This window comes from Cochleicola gelatinilyticus (assembly GCF_001637325.1).
Lineage (GTDB): Bacteria > Bacteroidota > Bacteroidia > Flavobacteriales > Flavobacteriaceae > Cochleicola > Cochleicola gelatinilyticus.
Genome location: NZ_LRXL01000012.1, coordinates 57,901 through 76,184, shown reverse-complemented (window position 1 = coordinate 76,184; position 18,284 = coordinate 57,901). Strand labels below are relative to the sequence as shown.

19 protein-coding genes are annotated in these 18,284 nt (G+C 37.3%); 7 read left to right on the top strand and 12 right to left on the bottom strand.

Features of this window, described 5'->3' with window-relative positions:
- Positions 1 to 36: 36 nt before the first annotated feature.
- The gene (gene recF, locus ULVI_RS01305; protein WP_068588726.1) at positions 37 to 1,116 is read right to left on the bottom strand and encodes a DNA replication/repair protein RecF; all 1,080 of its coding nucleotides are present in this window, start codon (positions 1,114 to 1,116) and stop codon (positions 37 to 39) included.
- A 148-nt stretch (positions 1,117 to 1,264) separates the two neighbouring features.
- Between recF and ULVI_RS01300 the strand changes: the two genes are divergently transcribed.
- The 7 genes from ULVI_RS01300 (at position 1,265) to ULVI_RS01270 (ending at position 7,677) form a co-directional block, all read left to right on the top strand.
- A complete protein-coding gene (locus ULVI_RS01300) occupies positions 1,265 to 2,029 on the top strand; it encodes a tetratricopeptide repeat protein (protein ID WP_068588723.1) in 765 nt (254 codons plus the stop codon).
- Between the two features lie 29 nt (positions 2,030 to 2,058).
- Positions 2,059 to 2,556 (top strand): 6,7-dimethyl-8-ribityllumazine synthase, encoded by a 498-nt coding sequence (gene ribH / locus ULVI_RS01295; protein ID WP_068588720.1) that lies wholly within the window; start codon positions 2,059 to 2,061, stop codon positions 2,554 to 2,556.
- Between the two features lie 228 nt (positions 2,557 to 2,784).
- A complete protein-coding gene (locus ULVI_RS01290; RefSeq protein ID WP_068588717.1) occupies positions 2,785 to 3,075 on the top strand; it encodes a riboflavin synthase subunit beta in 291 nt (96 codons plus the stop codon).
- Positions 3,075 to 4,967 carry a DNA mismatch repair endonuclease MutL gene (mutL, locus tag ULVI_RS01285; RefSeq protein ID WP_068588714.1) on the top strand — a complete coding sequence of 631 codons (1,893 nt, stop codon included), beginning with the start codon at positions 3,075 to 3,077 and terminating at the stop codon, positions 4,965 to 4,967. The genes ULVI_RS01290 and mutL overlap by 1 nt, the downstream gene beginning before the upstream one ends.
- Before the next feature lie 5 nt (positions 4,968 to 4,972).
- Entirely contained in the window at positions 4,973 to 5,725 is a 753-nt protein-coding gene (locus ULVI_RS01280) for a rhomboid family intramembrane serine protease (RefSeq protein ID WP_068588711.1), read from the top strand.
- A 3-nt stretch (positions 5,726 to 5,728) separates the two neighbouring features.
- A complete protein-coding gene (locus tag ULVI_RS01275) occupies positions 5,729 to 6,604 on the top strand; it encodes a rhomboid family intramembrane serine protease (protein ID WP_068588709.1) in 876 nt (291 codons plus the stop codon).
- A 20-nt stretch (positions 6,605 to 6,624) separates the two neighbouring features.
- A complete protein-coding gene (locus ULVI_RS01270; protein WP_068588705.1) occupies positions 6,625 to 7,677 on the top strand; it encodes an endonuclease/exonuclease/phosphatase family protein in 1,053 nt (350 codons plus the stop codon).
- 35 nt (positions 7,678 to 7,712) lie between these two features.
- Here the strand turns inward: ULVI_RS01270 and ULVI_RS01265 are convergent, their stop codons facing one another.
- From ULVI_RS01265 to ULVI_RS01215, 11 genes are all read right to left on the bottom strand, one after another.
- Positions 7,713 to 8,336: a WbqC family protein gene (locus tag ULVI_RS01265; protein ID WP_068588702.1), complete on the bottom strand. Its 624-nt coding sequence runs from the start codon at positions 8,334 to 8,336 to the stop codon at positions 7,713 to 7,715.
- Between the two features lie 66 nt (positions 8,337 to 8,402).
- Positions 8,403 to 9,968 carry a signal peptidase I gene (lepB, locus tag ULVI_RS01260; protein WP_068588699.1) on the bottom strand — a complete coding sequence of 522 codons (1,566 nt, stop codon included), beginning with the start codon at positions 9,966 to 9,968 and terminating at the stop codon, positions 8,403 to 8,405.
- Positions 9,969 to 10,074: 106 nt separating this feature from the next.
- Positions 10,075 to 10,782, bottom strand: coding sequence for a 4-hydroxy-tetrahydrodipicolinate reductase (gene dapB / locus ULVI_RS01255; RefSeq protein ID WP_068588696.1), 708 nt, complete (start codon positions 10,780 to 10,782; stop codon positions 10,075 to 10,077).
- Positions 10,779 to 11,333 (bottom strand): DUF5683 domain-containing protein, encoded by a 555-nt coding sequence (locus ULVI_RS01250; RefSeq protein ID WP_241780941.1) that lies wholly within the window; start codon positions 11,331 to 11,333, stop codon positions 10,779 to 10,781. Before ULVI_RS01250 ends, dapB begins: the two co-directional genes overlap by 4 nt.
- Before the next feature lie 16 nt (positions 11,334 to 11,349).
- Positions 11,350 to 12,252, bottom strand: coding sequence for a ParB/RepB/Spo0J family partition protein (locus ULVI_RS01245; RefSeq protein WP_068588689.1), 903 nt, complete (start codon positions 12,250 to 12,252; stop codon positions 11,350 to 11,352).
- A gap of 8 nt (positions 12,253 to 12,260) precedes the next feature.
- Positions 12,261 to 13,022: a ParA family protein gene (locus ULVI_RS01240; RefSeq protein WP_068588686.1), complete on the bottom strand. Its 762-nt coding sequence runs from the start codon at positions 13,020 to 13,022 to the stop codon at positions 12,261 to 12,263.
- A gap of 134 nt (positions 13,023 to 13,156) precedes the next feature.
- Positions 13,157 to 14,035, bottom strand: coding sequence for an SDR family oxidoreductase (locus tag ULVI_RS01235; RefSeq protein WP_068588683.1), 879 nt, complete (start codon positions 14,033 to 14,035; stop codon positions 13,157 to 13,159).
- A 75-nt stretch (positions 14,036 to 14,110) separates the two neighbouring features.
- On the bottom strand, positions 14,111 to 16,258 hold the full coding sequence (scpA, locus tag ULVI_RS01230) for a methylmalonyl-CoA mutase (protein WP_068588680.1): 2,148 nt from the start codon (positions 16,256 to 16,258) through the stop codon (positions 14,111 to 14,113).
- A complete protein-coding gene (locus ULVI_RS01225) occupies positions 16,255 to 16,716 on the bottom strand; it encodes a hypothetical protein (RefSeq protein WP_068588677.1) in 462 nt (153 codons plus the stop codon). The genes scpA and ULVI_RS01225 overlap by 4 nt, the downstream gene beginning before the upstream one ends.
- A 10-nt stretch (positions 16,717 to 16,726) precedes the next feature.
- The gene (locus tag ULVI_RS01220) at positions 16,727 to 16,909 is read right to left on the bottom strand and encodes a hypothetical protein (protein WP_068588674.1); all 183 of its coding nucleotides are present in this window, start codon (positions 16,907 to 16,909) and stop codon (positions 16,727 to 16,729) included.
- Positions 16,906 to 18,282 (bottom strand): methylmalonyl-CoA mutase subunit beta, encoded by a 1,377-nt coding sequence (locus tag ULVI_RS01215; protein WP_068588982.1) that lies wholly within the window; start codon positions 18,280 to 18,282, stop codon positions 16,906 to 16,908. The genes ULVI_RS01220 and ULVI_RS01215 overlap by 4 nt, the downstream gene beginning before the upstream one ends.
- Positions 18,283 to 18,284 lie beyond the last annotated feature (2 nt).

Below are 18,284 nucleotides of genomic sequence, written 5' to 3'. Positions count from 1 at the left end.
CATATAGAATTGTAATTAATAAAACGGCTATTTCTTTTACAAAGGAAACATTTTATAGGTTTGATGTACTTTTTTTATGACTTGTTCGGTGCGTTCGGCATGGGTGTCACTTATAAATAATTGTCCGAAGTTCTCATTATCTACTAAAGTAATAATATGCTCTACGCGTTGCTCATCTAATTTATCGAAAATGTCATCTAATAGCAAAATTGGAGTTACCTTATTTTGTTTTTTAATGAAATCGAATTGTGCTAATTTTAAAGCAATAAGATACGATTTTTGTTGTCCCTGCGAACCGAACTTCTTAATTGGATGCCCATCGATCTCAAAAACTAGATCGTCTTTATGAATCCCGAAATTTGTGTATTGCGTAATTTTATCTTTGTGTATGTTTTTTTGAAGCAAAGTAAGCAGGTCGCTCTCGGATAACTGACTCTGATAGGTGAGTCCTACAGTTTCATCACCACTACTAATCGATTGATAGCGTTCTAGAAAAATGGGTAAAAAGTCTTCCAGAAATGCAGTTCTTTTGCCATATAATAAGGTTCCGAATTCATGCAGTTGTTCATTATAAATATCTAGCGTATCGGTAGCGAACGTATTGTTTGCGGCAAAATACTTTAGTAACGAGTTACGTTGGGCCAATACTTTGTTATACTTAATTAAGGTATTTAAATAAGTGGCATCCCCTTGTGAGATCACTCCATCTATAAATTTTCTGCGCGTGTCACTGCCTTCGATAATTAAATCCCGATCAGCCGGAGAGATAATAACTAAGGGTAAAAAACCAATATGCTCACTAAATTTATCGTACGCTTTCCCATTGCGCTTAATAATTTTTTTTTGTCCTTTTTTAGCGCTTACGATAATCTTCTCGGGGCGTTCTGCTTTTTCATAGAGACCATCCACAACAAAAAAATCGGTGCCGTGTTTCATGTTCTGACTCGTAATGGGGTTGAAATAGCTTTTTCCGAAAGACAAATGGTAGATTGCGTCTAATACGTTGGTTTTTCCTACACCATTATGGCCCACAAAACAATTGATCTTTGGATCGAAATCGAAAGAGGCTGCTTCAAAGTTTTTATAGTTAAGTAATGATATTTTTTCTAAGATCATGTAAATGAATTTATTACATATTTTTTAGGTCGTATTATTGCTTCAGAAAAACACAAAATACGAACCTGCAAATTATCGAAAAATAAGGAATCTTTTCCCTTTAAAATTCTAATAAATATTTTATTTTTGCGCTTCAAGAAATAAAACTATGGCAACCTATAAGAAACGTGGCGGTAAACCAAGAACGAAAGTTGAAAAGGAATCGCAAATCGAAGAAGAAAGCACAACAGCAGAGGTATTTAATACCTTAGATGAAGGAGCTTCCAAGACCGAAGCATGGGTAGAAAAAAACCAAAAATTCATTCTAGGATTTATTGGGATTGTAGCAGTTTGTGTATTAGGATATTTGGCGTATGAGCAATTTATACAGAAGCCAAAAGAAACCGAAGCTATGAACGAAATGTTTCAGGCGCAGACCTATTTCGAACAAGCGTTGAGCGGTACAGAAAGTGATTCGCTATATACACTAGCATTGAATGGTGGAGAAGGAAAATACGGATTTGTAGATATCGCAGATGAATACAGCGGAACAAAGGCGGGTAATCTTGCAAATTATTATGCAGGAATGTCTTACTTAAATTCTGGTGATTACCAAAAAGCGATCGATTATTTAGATGACTTTAAAAGTGACGATGCAATTTTAGCTCCTTTAGCAAAAGGAGGAATTGGAGATGCTTTTGCACAATTAGATCAAAATGAAGAAGCCTTAAAATATTATGAGGAAGCTGCAACCATGCGTGCAAACGAATTTACAGCGCCACGTTTTCTTCTGAAAGCGGGTGTGATGGCATTGAAAGTTGGAAATAAAGATAAAGCATTAAAGCATTTCACTGAAATTTCTGATGAATATCCAACATCTCCTGAAGCTACTAAAGCAGTTGTCTATACAGGTGAAGCAGAAGCAATGAACTAAAAAATTGTCCGTTCTTTAGGATATCAATAATGGCAACAGCTACAAAGAATTTATCAGCGTACGATAAAACAACAATCCCAAATGCGAAAGATTTTCGGTTTGGGATTGTTGTTTCAGAATGGAATCCAGACATTACCCAAGGGATGTTTCAAGGAGCCTTCGACACCATTCTCGATTGTGGTGGTATTAAAGAAAATATTGTACGTTGGAATGTCCCCGGAAGTTTCGAATTAATTTACGGAGCTAAAAAAATGCAACAGAGTTTCGATATGCTCGATGCAATCGTTGTTATTGGAAGCGTGATACAAGGCGAAACAAAACATTTCGATTATGTTTGTGAAGCTGTAGCCCAAGGCATTAAAGACCTCAATGTTCACAATGATATTCCTGTTATCTTTTGCGTTTTAACCGATAATACCATGCAACAAGCGATAGATCGAAGTGGTGGAAAACACGGTAATAAAGGCTCTGAAGCTGCTATTGCTGCAATTAAAATGGCACAACTAAGAAAAGACGCCAAGTTCTAATACTTCCTTTTTTTAAGCCTTTACATAATTTATTTGAACGAGATAGTTCTTACCCATTCTTAAAAAAAAACAAGCTAGGACGTTTTTAAATGTAGCCTATGAGTCCTTCTTAAATGGATTTGTATCACGACTGCTGCTAAAAAAATGGAATAATAATTGTTTATAATTCCGCAGCAGTATCGTTTCAAAAACTGCTGTATTTTAAGTAACTTTGAAAACACAAGCGTTATGGGAATTTTAAAAACAAGACAGAACAAAAAGTTTGGGTATGAACCGCGTTATTACAAGAACGACGGAGAAGGAAGTCCGTATCAAATCGAGCATAAATTCGATAAATACAGAAAGACAGTAGGTTCGAATAAAGGTATGAAAGGAAACTTTAAGAATGCCTGGGAAGAACTTCGCGAATCAAAATCTAAAAGTCCTAATAGAATTATATTCTTCGTAGTCGCCTTATTTATTCTAATATTCCTGTACATTATCGATTTCGATCTATCCATTTTTGTGCAGCAACCTTAATGAAAGACATCATTCAACTTTTACCAGATCATGTAGCGAATCAGATCGCTGCTGGAGAGGTCGTTCAGCGTCCTGCTTCCGTAGTGAAAGAATTGTTGGAAAATGCCATAGACGCAGGAGCTACTTCCATTAAACTTATAGTAAAAGATGCTGGTAAAACCTTAATACAGGTAATCGATACAGGTATGGGGATGAGTACTACAGATGCTCGACTGTCTTTTGAACGTCATGCCACTTCTAAAATTAAAGCGGCCGAAGATCTCTTTAATTTACATACAAAAGGGTTTCGCGGAGAGGCTTTAGCTTCCATAGCTGCCATTGCTCATGTAGAATTAAAAACAAAGACAGAAGCTTCAGAAATTGGGACAAAGATTAGTATTGAAGGCAGTACTGTAACCGAACAAGAACCTGCAGTTGTGCCTCAAGGAACCACTATTTCAGTAAAAAATTTATTTTACAACATTCCCGCACGGAGAAATTTTCTGAAAAGCGATACAGTAGAAACACGGCATATTATCGATGAGTTTCATCGGGTTGCATTAGCACATCCTTCTGTGGCGTTCACAATGACACACAACGGAAATGACGTGTTTAATCTGCCAGAAAGCAACGAACGGCAGCGTATTGTAAATATCTTCGGAACAAAAACAAATGAAAAACTGGTTCCTGTTACTGAAGAAACAGAAATTCTAACAATCGACGGATTTGTCTTTAAACCTGAATTCGCACGGAAGAGTAGAGGGGAGCAATTCTTTTTCGTAAACAATCGATTTGTGAAAAGCCCCTACCTGCACCATGCAGTACTTTCCGCTTTTGAAGGATTGATAAAACCCGGAACGCATCCGGGCTATTTTTTATTTTTGAACGTAGACCCCAAATCGATCGATATTAATATTCATCCTACCAAAACGGAAATTAAATTCGACGATGAACACGCCATGTATGCGATGCTTCGGGCAACTATAAAGCACAGTTTAGGACAGTTTAGTATCGCTCCTGTACTAGATTTTAATAAAGATTCTGGATTTGAAACTCCGTACGAATACAGTAAAAAAACTCCAGTGGCACCTACAGTTGAAGTGGATCGCGATTTTAATCCATTTCAGAAAGAAGCTAAGATTTCGGGAGGTGGAAGTTCGTATCGTAAAGAAAAACAACCTGCATGGGAATCGTTGTATGTAGGTTTAAAAGATGGTTTTGAGGCACGAACTTCGGGTGGAAGTGAATTGCCAGACGTGTCACATAGCTCTTGGGCTTCAGATGAAAGTTCGATTCATATGGAAAGCGACTCGGTGACCGGAAGTTTGTTTGGAGATACAATTCAAAAGACGGGACAAACCACTTTTCAGCTTCAGAATAAATACATAATTACTCCCTTGAAAAATGGAATGATGGTCGTACACCAGCATCTGGCACACCAACGTATTCTATATGAGGAATTATTAAAAAATATTACGGTTCAAGAAGCAGTGAGTCAACAGTTGTTATTTCCGTTGTTGCTGCATTTTACGAAACCAGACATCGAAATAATACAAAAGATTCGTGAACAACTAGAACATACCGGCTTTGTGTTTTCAGCAATAGAAGAAGATCGCATTGAAATTAGCGGAATACCGGTTTCGGTCGTGGAAAGTCATGCCGAATTAGTGCTAGAGCAATTATTAAACGATATTAAAAATGAAGTCCCCGACGCTGGGTTTAGTCAGAATGATGTATTAGCGAAATCGATGGCAAAAAGCATGGCCATTAAATCGGGAACTTCACTCAATAAAGAAGAACAGGAACATTTAATACATCAGTTATTTGCTTGTAAGGAGCCTAGTGTTTCGCCTGCAAACCGTCCCGTCTTAATAACGATGGATACGTCTGACTTCGATAAAAAATTTATGTAAATTACATGGGAAGAATCACAGATACTGTAAAGGCATTAATTATAATTAATGTATTAGTTTATATTGGATCGTTGCTAACTGGAGATGTTGCCTATCGTTTGTTTTCATTGTATTATTTTGAGAATCCGAATTTTAAGATATGGCAGCCCATTACGCATATGTTTATGCACGATCAATCGAGTTTTATGCATATTCTTTTCAATATGTTTGGGTTGTATATGTTTGGATCTCCTTTGGAAACTATTTGGGGTAGAAATAAGTTTCTTTTCTTTTATTTTTCAGCAGGGATTGGTGCTGCTTTAATTCACAATCTCGTAGGGTATATTCAGATTCATAGCACGATGGACGCGCTTATCTCTGGTGGTTGGAGTCCTTTAGATATTACAAATTATTTCGAAACAGGTTCTGGGGGTAGTACCGCTGTTCTAGATTTTGTTTCAAAAGAAAAAATAGACTCAATGTATGCCGCATTTCATACTCCTGCTGTTGGAGCTTCAGGTGCAATTTATGGGGTTCTTGTGGCGTTTGGGTTAATGTATCCTAATATGGAATTAATGCTTATCTTTTTACCAATTCCTATAAAGGCAAAGTATTTTATACCTGGGTTATTGCTTTTAGATTTATTTTCGGGATTAACTGGATTTTCTTTATTTGGTCAGAATATCGCCAACTGGGCACACTTAGGAGGAGCTTTATTCGGGTTTATTATGGCTTATTACTGGAAACGAAATAGTATGGACAAACATCGTTGGAATTAACTTATGGCGGCAAACAACCTTGCATATCAGTATAAAACGGCAAACATCATTATAAAGATAATTGCTATTAATGCAATTATATTTATTGTAGTTGGATTGGCTGCATTTTTATTTGATAGTTCACAAGCAGCGATAACTTCATGGTTTTCATTACCAGAGGATTTGGGGCAATTAATACTTCAGCCGTGGTCTTTAATTACGTATAGCTTTCTGCATTTCGGCTTCTTCCATATTCTATTTAATATGCTTTGGTTGCATTTCTTCGGAAAGTTTATTTTGACTCTTTTTAGTGAAAAGCGGTTTTTAACGGTCTATTTACTTGGTGCCTTTTTTGGAGGATTATTGTTTGTGGTGTCGTATAATGTTTTTCCTGCGTTTATTAACAGCAGATCATTTCTTATTGGTGCATCTGGAGCGGTAACGGCCATCATGGTTTTTATCGCAACGTACACACCTAATACTGCATTTCGAATTTTTTCATGGACGATTAAATTATGGCAAATTGCTGCCGTACTTTTTATACTTGACTTAGTGCGACTGCCTTCTAGTGGGAATGCTGGTGGTTTATTAGCTCATGTTGGTGGAGGACTGTTTGGGTATGTCTATGCTACACAATTAGCTAAAGGGAAAGATATTGGACTTTGGTTCGAAAAAATTATCGATTGGGTTGAAAATCTTTTAAAACCCAGATCAAAAAAACCATTTAAGACCGTACACCGAACAAAAAAAACAACTACAACCCGAACTTCAAAAACAACTGGAAAAAACGATCATCAAAAAAAGATAGATGCTATTTTAGATAAAATTGGTAAAAGCGGTTATGACAGTTTAACAAAAACAGAAAAAGACTTTCTTTTTAAAGCGGGTAAAGAAGAATAAATACCACTAAACACTAACGGTTGAAAAAAATAGGTTTTTTTGGAAAGCTCATATTCTGGCTCAATTCTGTAGCAGCATTTCTTTTAGTGCTTTCTTTTGTATTGCCATATGTACCCCCTAAATCCTATCCTAATCTTTCATTATTAAGCTTAGCTGTATCTCCATTATTAGTGATTAACGCATTATTTGCAGTGTATTGGTTAGTTAGAATGCGCCGCCAAATGTTATTGTCAATATTAGTACTTGCCATTGCATATTTTCATTTTAATGAGTTTGTACAATTTTCTTCGGAAGGAGATGCTTCAGAATACGAGCAATCATTAAAACTATTAAGTTATAATGTGCGTCTTTTTAATGCGTACGAAAAAGACGGAGACAATTCTGAAGCTTCTAATAAAGTCGCTTCAACGGTTGCATCTATATTGAAAGAGGAAGATCCGGATGTGCTTTGTATTCAGGAATATTACAGAAAAGAAACCGTAGATTTTTCGGCATATCCGTATAAATACATTCATTTTAAAGATGATAAGACAAAATTAGGTCATGCAATCTTTTCAAAATACCCCATGGCACGACAAGGGGCTTTTAATTTTGACGGAACTTATAATAATGCACTATATGTAGATATAGTAAAGGGGGCAGATACCATACGCATCTATAATTTACATTTACAATCACTAGGAATACAACCTCAAGTAAGCTATTTGCAGGAAGGAAATAAAGATCGTTTGCGACAACGAATTTCTTATGCTTTTTCGAAACAGCAGGATCAACTTTCGGAAATTTTAAAACACGCTAAACAATCAAAATATCCAGTTATTTTTGCTGGAGACTTTAACAATACTCCTTTTTCGTATAATTATAAAACCATACAGGAAACATATTCAGACGCTTTCTTAGAGCGTGGTAATGGAATAGGAACTACCTTTTTATTCGACTCGTATCCTATGCGTATCGATTTTATTTTTACAGACCCTGACTTCAATGTAATCGATTTTGAAACTATTCAAAATTCTTTTTCAGATCATTATCCAATAAGTGCCACTGTGGGATGGATAGAAAAGGATGAGTAATAAACTATTTGAAATAGATTAGTGTTCTATAAAAATTAAAAATTCAATTCTTGTGATTCAAGATAGTTAAGTGTATTTGGACCTTCGTTAAATACTAAATCTAAAATAGAAAGGTTAGGTAAAAAACCATGACCAGCTTCAAAGACTTGAGTATAGGGTTGTAATTGAAATGTCTTTTTCAATTTTGCATTTACCAAATAACGAAGATCAGTATAAGTAGGTTCTTTTTCAAAAACCGTAGTTTTAGAATAGATAGGATCAAAACCAATTAGTTCACAAATTGTTTCAAAAATTGTGAAATTATGCTTCAATAAAAAGGATTCTGGTTGTTTAAAAAGTGGTGCTAAATCGTCTTCGTAGTATTCGAAAAAAGGAGACGTTCGATATGCATTTTGAATTGACTTCCAATGTTCTTCGCGCCAAGGAAATGCTTTTTCAAATTGTACATCGCTAGTTTTTTGGTGTCTTCCGTTCTTTGAATGTTTTATGGGAGCGTTAAGTAATAACCTTCCATTAGTATGGGCAATATATGCTCTATTTCGATAGGTTTGCTTTTGGTAATTGTCTTCTACCTCAAAGGTTATATTAGAAGATTGAACTACCGCAACCATTTGTACTATGCATGGAAAATAAGCTGGGTAGAGTAAAACAGACTTCATTTTTTAGAATTCGGCGTGTTACGAACGTATTATTTAACGGGTTAAAAGATTGTCTCTAAAACAAATTTATGTTGTTTTCTTTTTACGCTTTCTGTAGAAATCGAATGCAAACCACCCGACTAAGAGTATTAAGAAGTATTTAAAATAAGATACCGGTTCTCCACTTCCGCCTACGGTGGTAAACATGCGTTCCCATCGAATTTTATTAGCAAACCCTTGGGCGTTAGAGTCCCAACTCATCCAAATAAATACAGGTTTTCCAACTACATGTGTAAATGGAACAAACCCCCATGAACGAGCATCTTGAGAATTGTTTCGATTGTCACCCATCATCCAGTAATAATCTTGTCTAAAGGTATATTCGGTAATTGGGCTACCATTTAATAATACCTGATTTCCATTTAGGGAGATGTCGTTAGTAATACCAAGCTCGCTGCCTTCATAGACTTCTATAATGCGACGATATAAGGGTAGTGTTTCTTGAGTAATTTCGACCGTAGCGCCTTGTTGTGGTATGTATAATGGACCATAGTAATTAACATTCCAAGGGTGGTCTGGAGTATGTGGAAACATGCCTCCGGTAGCTTGACCTTTTTCAGGTCGAATCCTGTAAATAGTGTCTAAATTAGGTAGTTTTTTAAACCGATCGGCTACTTCATTAGTAGCATGAAATTGAAAAGCTGTTCTTGATTGATTGCCGTTAATATCTGTAATATCGAATCTTTCATACGCATATCTTGGGTTGAAAGGTTTTGAGAACTGAGCGAAATACATGAATTGAACCTTCGCTCGATCTGGCAATTGGGTTTGTGTTCCGTTAATATAAACATAACCGTCCCGAACTTCAAGAGAATCACCAGGCAATCCTACACAACGTTTTACATAGTTCGATTTTTTATCGAGTGGCTTTATGTCAACCTTGCTATTAGGATTCGTAATATTTGTTAAAGTATCTGGTGGCCAACTAAAAACCACAATATCATTTCTTTTTATTTTCTGAAACCCTGGTAATCTAAAATATGGAATTTGTGGTTTCTTTAAGTACGATTTACTTTTTACTACCGGGATAGTATCGTGAACCATTGGAAATGAAAGTGGTGTCATAGGGGTTCTCGCTCCATAATGAAATTTACTTACAAAGAGAAAATCACCTACAAGTAATGTTTTTTCTAACGAGGAAGTAGGAATAGTAAAAGGTTGAATAAAATACGTATGAACAATAGTCGCGGCAACAACTGCAAATAAGACAGAGCTTACCCATTCACCCGTACTGGTACGGGGTTTTAAACTTCGATCATTTATATAGGTAACGTCTTGTGTATAATTAATATAGTAGATATATAATCCGAAAGTAATAAGTACGAGAAAAGTATCGGTCGCATTGTTTTTTCCAAAACTACGAATGGTTTCTACCCACACTACCGGGAACATAATAAGGTTTACAATAGGAACAAATAACAGAATCGTCCACCACCAAGGGCGATTTATAATTTTCATTAAAACAACTGCATTGTACACGGGAATAGCTGCTTCCCAAGCCTGTCTTCCAGCTTTGATGTACAATTTCCAAGTTCCTAAAAAATGGATTACTTGAATGATAAGAATGAATATTAACCAACCTGTCCAACTCATGTTTTATAATTTTTATTCCGAAGAAAAACTTTTTGTTATATAGAGATCAAATGTACTAAAAGTTCTGAAGCCCTATTTTTATATTCGTGTTTCGTTAGGTCTCATTTTAAGAATTACTTCGGAACAGTACATCTTCCATAGTAAAAACTCCTTCCTTGTTCTGAAGCCACTCAGCTGCAAGTATAGCTCCTAATGCAAATCCGTCGCGAGAATGTGCTTCGTGCTTTAGTGATACCGTATCAATATCTGAAGCATAGGTCACAGTATGTGTACCTTTTACATCATCGATACGTTGTGCTTTAATGGTTACTTTATCTTTTTGCTGTTTGTCTAAAACCCAATCGGTTTCGTTGCGGTGCTTTAAAACCCCTTCAGCAAGTGTAATGGCCGTTCCGCTTGGAGCATCTTTTTTTTGTGTGTGATGAACTTCTTCAATTGCGGGCATATACTCTTTCCAATCCTCAAAAAGAGAGGCAGCGTATGCATTAAGTTTGAAAAACAAATTTACTCCTACACTGAAGTTTGACGCATAGAGGAAGCTTCCGTTACGCTGTTCACATAATTTTAATATTTCTTCGTAGCGATCAAGCCATCCTGTCGTACCGCATACTACAGGAACTCCAGCTTCAAAGGATTTTGCAATGTTTTTTATCGCAATGTCGGGTGATGAAAATTCGATAGCGACATTGGCTTCAGAAAGAATTCCTTCCGAAGTAGTACTCGTACTTTTATATACGACAGTATGTCCTTTTTGTATGGCAAGCGCTTCAATGGTCTTTCCCATTTTTCCGTAGCCTAAGAGTGCAATTTTCATTTCAATCTAAAGGTTAATGATAGTCCGTAATTGGCTTGTGTATTAATTGGATTTACTTCAAAATTTGGTTGTAAAGAAATATCTTCACTCACATTGTATTGCCGTAAATGAGCGTCTACATTGGCATCGATAATATTCACCATATAAAAAGCAAGTGCTACAATGATGCTTACGTCTTTGTTTTTCTGGGCATTTTTTTGGGCATCAATTAAACGTTGGTCAGAAATTCCTTGAAATTCATCGTCGTTAAAGCCGGCAAGTCTTCGTTTATAAGCATCTCGAAATAAATTATAGTCTTTATCATTTCTAAGATAAAAATATACTCCTGAAGCCATTCCTGCATAAATTAAGGGAATCTTCCAATATTTTTTATTGTAGGCTTGTCCTAGCCCTGGAACCACAGCAGAATAAAATGCTGCTCGAGAAGGAGCTAGCGGATCGTAAGGTTCTAAATTACTAATGGAGTCTTTTGTAACTACAATCGTTTCGGTTTTAGTCACCGGAATGGTATCGCTTGTCTGTGCCGAAAGAAAAACTATCGGTAAAAACAAGAGTATATATAAGAGGTTATTTTTCACTTTTAATAAGCTTCAAAAGACGAGAAAGGTCTTCTTTGTCTGCGAAAGGCACCACAAATTGTCCTTTTCCTGAAGAGCCTATTTTAACATCGATTTTTCTATCAAGTAAGGTAGAAAGTTCCTTTTTAGCGTCTTTAGCGTAGGATGGAATTGTTTTTTTTGCTGAAGGCGTTTTTGTGGGTGTTGAAGACTTCATATCCCGTACTAATGCTTCTGTATCCCGAACCGATAATTTTTTACCTAGCACTTTTTCATAAATAGAAAGTTGCTCATCGGTATCTTCAATATTAATGAGTGCCCGACCGTGTCCCATTGAGATAAAACCGTCACGCATGCCGGTTTGAATGATAGGATCCAATTTTAACAAGCGCAGGTAATTAGTAATCGTTGAACGGTTTTTACCCACCCGATCACTTAATTCTTCTTGGGTAATATCAATTTCTTCAATAAGGCGCTGGTATGAAAGAGCAATTTCGATAGGGTCAAGATCTTGTCGTTGAATATTTTCAACCAATGCCATTTCCAGTGATTCCTGGTCGTTCGCAATACGAATATAGGCTGGTACGGTTTCAAGACCTATTAATTTTGAAGCTCGAAAACGACGCTCCCCACTTACTAATTGGTATTTGTTAAAATCGAGTTTTCGAACCGTGATAGGCTGAATAACTCCTAATTCTTTAATGGAAGAGGCAAGTTCACGTAACGATTCTTCATTGAAGCTGGTACGTGGCTGAAACGGATTTACTTCAATAGCCGTTAATTCAAGCTCCACGATACTTCCTACAACTTTATCTGCATTTTTATCGGCAACCGATTGTATGTCGTTCGAAGGGTCTTTCAGTAAAGCAGAAAGACCGCGGCCTAATGCTTGTTTTTTAGTTGCTTTCGCCATGTTCACTTCTAATTTTTCTCAATTAATTCCTGCGCCAAACTTAAATAATTATTGGCACCTTTGCTTCCTGCATCGTAACTAATAATACTTTCTCCGTAACTTGGTGCTTCACTTAAACGTACATTTCTTTGAATGATTGTTTTAAAGACCATTGCATCGAAATGTTTCTTTACTTCATCTACTACTTGATTGCTTAAACGTAATCTAGAATCGTACATAGTAAGCAGTAATCCTTCAATATCAAGATTGCTGTTATGTATCTTTTGAACGCTTTTTACTGTATTAAGTAATTTTCCCAATCCTTCTAACGCAAAATATTCGCATTGAATAGGAATAATCACCGAATCTGCAGCCGTAAGTGCATTAAGAGTTAATAGACCAAGGGAAGGAGCACAGTCTATTAAAATATAATCGTACTCTTTTTTAAGAGGTTCGATTGCTTTTTTTAACATGTATTCTCGTGACTCCTTATCTACAAGTTCAATCTCAATGGCTACAAGGTCAATATGCGAGGGAATAACATCGACATTTGGAGACGTCGTAGTAACAATCGCTTCTTTAGCATTTATAGTGTGCTCAAGTAGTTGATATGTACCATATTCAACGGTTTCCACATCGATTCCTAAACCCGAAGTAGCATTTGCTTGGGGATCAGCGTCAATTAACAAAACTTTCTTTTCTAAAACGCCCAAAGAAGCGGCTAAGTTAACAGACGTAGTGGTTTTCCCAACACCTCCTTTTTGATTAGCAATAGCGATTATTTTACCCATTAATTTCAGATAGATTAGGATGCTAAAATTACGATTAATTATGCGGAATGAAAATGATTTTTGTTAACAGGAAGTGAACAAATATTTAAAATAAAATTGAAAAATTTGGTTTTAAAATGATACTAAGCGGGTTATTACTTTTTCTTCGAACGAATCATTGCTTCCATCATATCCCACATTTCTTTAGGGACTTGCTGAAGCTGATTCATTTGCCCGGCACCTTGCAGCCATTCTCCACCGTCGATCACGATCACTTCTCCGTTTACATATCCTGAAAAATCAGACACTAAATACGCAGCTAGATTTGCTAGTTCTTGATGATCTCCCACACGTTTTACTGGAACTTTTTTCGCCGGATTAAATTTTTCTTTTAAGTCACCTGGAAGTAAACGATCCCACGCTCCTTTGGTTGGGAATGGTCCTGGAGCAATTGCGTTAAATCGCATTCCGTATTTTGCCCATTCTACTGCTAACGATCTTGTTAAAGCTAATACACCTGCTTTCGCTGTAGCACTTGGCACTACATAGGCAGATCCTGTAAAAGCGTATGTGGTTACGATATTTACAATCGATTTATTCGTTTCTTTTTTATCGATCCAGTGTTTCCCAAAAGCCAACGTGCAATTTTTTGTACCCTTTAATACAATATCGATAATGGTATCGAAGGCATTTGCGGAAAGGCGTTCGGTAGGGGAGATGAAATTTCCAGCAGCATTATTTAACAGCACATCTACGGTACCAAATTCTGCAACCGAAGCCGCAACCATCGCTTCCACTTCATCATAGTTTCGTACATCACATTGAACGGGAAGTACATTACCCCCGGTCTGTGCTTCTAATTCTGTCTTGACATTTTGAAGCTTTTCCATGTTACGGGATGTGATAACCACGTTAGCACCTAATTCCAGAAAGTAGGTGGTCATCGATTTTCCCAATCCACTACCACCACCGGTTACTACAATTGTTTTTCCTTTTAGTGCGTCGTCGCGTAACATTTTTGCTTTAAGATCCATTTTTCTTTAGTTTAGTTAATGCAGTAAAAATAAGGAAAGAAATCGATTTAGTATGCATGCATAACATTTTTAATATCACGCAACCGAATCCATCAATATTTGAAGCATTTCAATGGCCGCATCACTAATTCGGGTTCCAGGCCCATAGACTGCAACCGCACCGGCATCAAAAAGAAATTGATAATCCTGCGGCGGAATTACACCTCCTACGATCACCATAATGTCTTCACGTCCCAGTTTTTTCATTTCTGAAATTACTTGAGGTACCAAGGTTTTGTGTCCAGCAGCCAGCGACGAGATCCCTAAAATATGAACGTCGTTCTCAACAGCTTGTTTTGCCGCTTCTGCCGGGGTTTGAAACAACGGACCAATATCCACATCGAATCCTACATCGGCATATCCGGTCGCAACTACTTTGGCGCCTCGGTCATGACCATCCTGTCCCATTTTTGCGATCATAATTCGTGGTCGACGGCCTTCCATTTCTGAAAAGGTATCGGCCATTTCCCGTGCTTTCGCAAACGACGGATCTTTTTTAATTTCTTTGCTATACACTCCGCTAAATGATTTAATTTGTGCTTTGTACCTTCCAAAGACGCTCTCCATTGCATCACTTATCTCACCCAATGTAGCTCTTTCTCTGGCAGCTTCTACAGCTAAAGCTAATAAATTTCCCTCACCTGTCTTTGCGCAGCGTGTTAATTCTGAAAGAGCTTCGGAAACTTTTTTGGCATTTCGTTCTGCCTTAATCTTTGTGAGTAATTCAATCTGGCCAGCACGTACTTTTTGATTGTCAACATCTAATATTTGAAGCGGATCTTCTTTTTCGAGTTGGTATTTATTTACTCCAACAATAATATCTTGTCCGCTATCGATACGGGCTTGCTTTCGTGCAGCGGCTTCCTCGATTCTTAATTTTGGAATTCCAGCTTCAATCGCTTTGGTCATTCCTCCCAGTTCTTCAACTTCTTCAATTAGTTTCCAAGCACTTTCTGCTATGTCGTGGGTTAGCTTTTCAACGTAGTAGCTTCCTGCCCAAGGGTCTACTGTTTTGGTAATCCTTGTTTCCTGTTGTAAATAAATTTGTGTGTTACGAGCAATACGGGCTGAAAAATCGGTGGGTAGTGCAATGGCCTCGTCGAGCGCATTGGTGTGTAACGACTGTGTTCCTCCAAATGCTGCTGCAGAAGCCTCAATGCAGGTTCGTGCGACATTATTAAAAGGATCTTGCGCGGTAAGGCTCCATCCGCTGGTTTGACAGTGGGTTCGTAAGGAGAGTGATTTCGTGTTTTTAGGATTAAATTGTTTTACTAATTTCGCCCAAAGCATTCGTGCTGCCCGCATTTTTGCAATCTCCATAAAATGATTCATTCCAATTGCCCAAAAGAACGAAAGCCTAGGAGCAAAGGTATCGATGTCCATTCCAGCGGCAATTCCCGTGCGGATGTATTCAAGGCCATCGGCTAGCGTATAAGCAAGTTCAATATCGCAGGTCGCTCCGGCTTCCTGCATGTGGTATCCGGAGATCGAAATGGAATTAAATTTCGGCATTTTTCGAGAAGTAAATTCAAAAATGTCACTAATGATCTTCATGGAAGGCTTTGGAGGATAGATGTAGGTATTTCGCACCATGAATTCTTTTAAAATATCATTCTGAATGGTTCCCGCTAATGCTTCAAGCGCAACGCCTTGTTCTTCAGCGGCTACAATGTAAAATGCCATAATGGGTAAAACAGCCCCGTTCATGGTCATTGAAACACTCATTTTATCGAGTGGGATCTGGTCGAACAGAATCTTCATATCTTCCACACTATCGATAGCTACTCCAGCTTTACCTACATCACCTTGTACTCGATCGTGATCGCTATCGTATCCACGATGGGTGGCAAGATCGAAAGCTACCGAAAGCCCTTTTTGTCCGGCCGCTAGATTACGACGGTAGAAGGCGTTGCTTTCTTCAGCGGTGGAGAAACCAGCATATTGGCGAATGGTCCAAGGTCTACGAACGTACATGGTAGAATAGGGGCCCCGAAGATTAGGCGCTATGCCTGCAATAAAGTCGAGATGTTTTAATGATGCTATATCTGCTTCAGAATAGCGATTTTTAACGTCGATATTTTCTGCCGTTGCATGCGTTTTAGTTTCAGAAGAAAAAGTCTTTTTAGTTGCACTAATGGTTTCCGAAGTATTTAATGTGAGATGTTGTACGTTTTTTCGGTTCATTCTAGTATGTTTTGATAGGTCCACCGTGAATTTTTATGCTTGGGTTGTAATAGAAGGGCAAAAAAACCACCTCCAATAAGTCCTGCCGATGAGAGCGCAAGAGTCCCTGCTACTGAGGTGTCTACGAGCGCAACTATACCTGCAATTCCTAAAGTTAACCCTCCTGCAGAAATGAGGAATATACCCGCAATTCTTTCGAATAATTGATTGCGTTGAATGCTTGCAATGGTTTCGAAAGCGGCATAATCTTCGTTGATGTAAATTCCATTAGGGTCTGAAATGTTTAAGATTCCTTTATAAGCAGTTCCGTCAAGGAGCACTACTCGGACTCTTTTACCTTCTTTTATAGTTTTTACTTTTCCGTTCTTGGTTTTGATTAGCTCTAAGTAATCATTTTGAGCTAGCATAGAAGTTGCTCCAAATACTAAGAAAATGATAAATAATAGACTAAATTTCATATATTTTAAATTAACTCGTTTGCACACTTAATATAGCTAAATACACGCCAAAACCTATTAATAATAATGCAACGAAAGCAAACAAAATTTTAAAATACTTCGACGTTGTGAGTTTCTTTAATCGGAATAGTATTGCCAGACCTAAAATTGCAAATACAATCCCTAAGATAATTTGTAATGCTTCTTCACTCATAAGGTTTCAGCTTTTAATCGTTCTTGTTCCAGTTTCTCAGATAGGCGTTTTTCGATGATGGGTTCTAAAAGTGTTTTCCGTGGTTTTGTTTTTACAAATGGATACAGTTCAAGATCATTGTTCATACTATCTTGTGGATTAGGGTGATAATTTGTCCCCAACAATTTTACTTCTCCAGCATCGAAAAGTTCCTGTTCTTTTTCCGCAGAATCTTTTATTTTTCGTTGAATCGTTCCTTCTTTTAATTGAGAAAGAAATCCGCCGTTTTTCTCGATATCTTTAAAGAGTTCTAACGCTTTTTCGGCAAGTTCCTCTGTGATGCTCTCAATATAATACGATCCATCGGAAGGGTTTGAAACGGTGTCGAAATAACTTTCTTTTTTTAGAATAAGCAATTGATTCCTCGAAATACGTTCTCCAAATTCGTTACTTTTATGGTAAAGGGCGTCGTATGGTATGTTGCAAACGGTGTCGGCTCCTCCCAATACTGCACTCATACATTCGGTGGTTGTACGCAACATATTTACATTATAATCGTACAGTGTTTTATTCCGTTTAGACGGAGTCGCCAGAATATGACATGTTTCTACACAGTTATATTCGGCAGCAAGTATAGCATAGATCCTTCTTAGGGCACGAATTTTTGCAATTTCAAAAAAATAATTTCCTCCTATCGCTACTTTAAAGGTTGTTTGTATGGTCTTGTTTTTTTCTTCGGAAGCAAAATGATTTAGGTATTCGTTAGCATGTGCAAGTGCATATGCGAGTTGTTGTACCATGTTAGCACCCGAATTTTGATACGTTGTAGTGTCGATACTTATTTGAAGCGGTCTCGTTGTAGAAGAATGAAAGGCATTTAACTGGGCATGATCTTCTTGTAACGAATGAAACCAATTTCCGTCTGAAGCTAGATGAGCAATAGGATCGGGCGCCCAAAAGAATGTTGCTTTTTTGGTTTCAAGAAAGTGCTTCAGTTGTTGGTTAAATGCTTCAGAAAGAAACTGTAAGTCGATGTAAATTGGAGTAGTTTCGAAAGGAAAATTAGAAAATACTTTCATATCGAATTCTTTTTCCGAAGTAAACCAAATGGCTTCTGCACCTCTATCTATGGCATCTAAAGCCAGTTTGTTAGCGATAGTTTCATCATCAATAAAAATTGATTGTGCTATTCGCCACGATTCGGGATGACCAGGAATAGGTGGGAAGGGAGATTTAAGTTCGTCTTGATGGTAAAAAGGCTTAACGTGAATGCCTTCTGGACTTTGCCAAATCAAGGTGTCATTGTAATCGGCACCTTTAAGGTCGACTTGTATTTTTTGTTTCCATTGTTTGGCGGAAACGGCATCGAAATCTTTAAACAAGGAATTACTCATCT

Coding starts and splice junctions, on each gene's coding strand:
- lepB (WP_068588699.1), bottom strand. CDS start 9,968: ATGAGTTGGACAGGTTGGTTAATATTCATTCTTATCATTCAAGTAATC.
- ULVI_RS01275 (WP_068588709.1), top strand. CDS start 5,729: ATGGCGGCAAACAACCTTGCATATCAGTATAAAACGGCAAACATCATT.
- ULVI_RS01300 (WP_068588723.1), top strand. CDS start 1,265: ATGGCAACCTATAAGAAACGTGGCGGTAAACCAAGAACGAAAGTTGAA.
- scpA (WP_068588680.1), bottom strand. CDS start 16,258: ATGAACCGAAAAAACGTACAACATCTCACATTAAATACTTCGGAAACC.
- ULVI_RS01280 (WP_068588711.1), top strand. CDS start 4,973: ATGGGAAGAATCACAGATACTGTAAAGGCATTAATTATAATTAATGTA.
- ULVI_RS01290 (WP_068588717.1), top strand. CDS start 2,785: ATGGGAATTTTAAAAACAAGACAGAACAAAAAGTTTGGGTATGAACCG.
- ULVI_RS01240 (WP_068588686.1), bottom strand. CDS start 13,022: ATGGGTAAAATAATCGCTATTGCTAATCAAAAAGGAGGTGTTGGGAAA.
- ULVI_RS01265 (WP_068588702.1), bottom strand. CDS start 8,336: ATGAAGTCTGTTTTACTCTACCCAGCTTATTTTCCATGCATAGTACAA.
- ULVI_RS01235 (WP_068588683.1), bottom strand. CDS start 14,035: ATGGATCTTAAAGCAAAAATGTTACGCGACGACGCACTAAAAGGAAAA.
- ULVI_RS01215 (WP_068588982.1), bottom strand. CDS start 18,282: ATGAGTAATTCCTTGTTTAAAGATTTCGATGCCGTTTCCGCCAAACAA.
- ULVI_RS01225 (WP_068588677.1), bottom strand. CDS start 16,716: ATGAAATTTAGTCTATTATTTATCATTTTCTTAGTATTTGGAGCAACT.
- ULVI_RS01220 (WP_068588674.1), bottom strand. CDS start 16,909: ATGAGTGAAGAAGCATTACAAATTATCTTAGGGATTGTATTTGCAATT.
- mutL (WP_068588714.1), top strand. CDS start 3,075: ATGAAAGACATCATTCAACTTTTACCAGATCATGTAGCGAATCAGATC.
- dapB (WP_068588696.1), bottom strand. CDS start 10,782: ATGAAAATTGCACTCTTAGGCTACGGAAAAATGGGAAAGACCATTGAA.
- ULVI_RS01245 (WP_068588689.1), bottom strand. CDS start 12,252: ATGGCGAAAGCAACTAAAAAACAAGCATTAGGCCGCGGTCTTTCTGCT.
- ribH (WP_068588720.1), top strand. CDS start 2,059: ATGGCAACAGCTACAAAGAATTTATCAGCGTACGATAAAACAACAATC.
- recF (WP_068588726.1), bottom strand. CDS start 1,116: ATGATCTTAGAAAAAATATCATTACTTAACTATAAAAACTTTGAAGCA.